Annotated in this window: 2 protein-coding genes; one reads left to right on the forward strand and one right to left on the reverse strand. The window is 73.1% G+C overall.

From position 1 onward, the window contains the following. Positions 1-507 (reverse strand): DUF7937 domain-containing protein (locus tag PROKR_RS35480; protein ID WP_036965883.1); only part of this gene is annotated, 507 nt, incomplete at its 3' end. 221 nt (positions 508-728) lie between these two features. On the opposite strand from PROKR_RS35480, the gene PROKR_RS19345 reads away from it, so the two are divergent. Next, positions 729-1162, forward strand: a 434-nt coding sequence (locus PROKR_RS19345) for a 4'-phosphopantetheinyl transferase family protein (protein WP_211240184.1), incomplete at its 3' end; no start/stop codon positions are given.

The following is a 1162-nucleotide window of genomic DNA, read 5'->3' on the forward strand; positions in this document are numbered from 1 at the left end:
CGCACCGGCGAGCGCGAGGCCCAGGCCGGTGCCGACGCCCGTGCCGCTGCGCAGGTCGAGCACGAGGTGGACCAGGCCGATCACGGCGAGCGGGAGACCGGCGACCAGGCGGGCGCGGCGCGTGGTGTGCACGGTCCACGTGACGGGCAGCACGCCGAAGCGCGCGAGGTAGGGCAGGGTCAGCGACGCGAGCGACAGCGCGACGGCCAGCACGACCTCGACCCGGTCCGCCGAGCGGTCCAGCAGGTTCCAGGGCAGTGCGAGCGACACGAGGAGGGCGAGCGCGGCGACGGCGTCGCGCACGTAGTCGGCGGCCGCGATGTTCGCGAAGGGCCGGACGTCCCCGGCGCCGTCGGCGGCGGTACCGGGCGTGGCACCGGTCCCGGTCTCGGGGGCGAGCGTGGCGACGTGCTCGTGGCCGAGGCTCTCGGTCGGTGCGCCGTTCGCGTCGTCCGCGACGTCGCCCGAAGTTCTCTCGTCACGCTCCGAAGCGTGCTGGTCCATCATCCGTTCACTCCTCGATAACGCCACTGGTCGAGACTGGGGAAGTGGGGCTGGCGGCGCTGGGGTCCACCCCGTTTCTACCCGCTGCGAACCGACTCTGTCCGGCTATGCCACGGCGAGTCCGGTCACACCTGCATTTCTGCGCACGTCCATCACATCTGGGATGCGTGGAACTTCCGCCCCCGGCGACAGCCGCGGGCACATCGAGGTCTCAGGAGAACGCAGTGGACTCAGCTGCCGCACCAGCACCCCGCACCTGCGACGTCTGGCTCGTGCCGGTCAGACGCCGGGAAGCCTGGACGCGCCTGCTGACCGTACCGGATCGGGAGCATCTCGTGCGCCTGGACGCTCTGGCGGCGGACGTCCACCTGACCTCGCGCGCGGCCCAGCGCCTGATCCTGTCGCGTTACCTGGGTCTCGCGCCGGAGGGCGTCGTGGTGGAGCGCACATGTGATCGCTGCGGGGACCCGCAGCACGGCCGCCCGCACGTCAAGGGCGCCGGGCTGGACTACTCGGTGTCGCACACTCGGGCGTGGGTGCTGGTCGCCGTCGTCGGCGAGGGCCGGGTGGGTGCGAACCTGGACGCCCGCCCGGCGGACGGCGACGTGGACGACCTCGCGGCGGCCGCGCTCACGCGCGCCGAGCACCACACGTGGCG

Source organism: Promicromonospora kroppenstedtii DSM 19349, assembly GCF_000515355.1.
In the GTDB taxonomy this organism is placed as follows: domain Bacteria; phylum Actinomycetota; class Actinomycetes; order Actinomycetales; family Cellulomonadaceae; genus Promicromonospora; species Promicromonospora kroppenstedtii.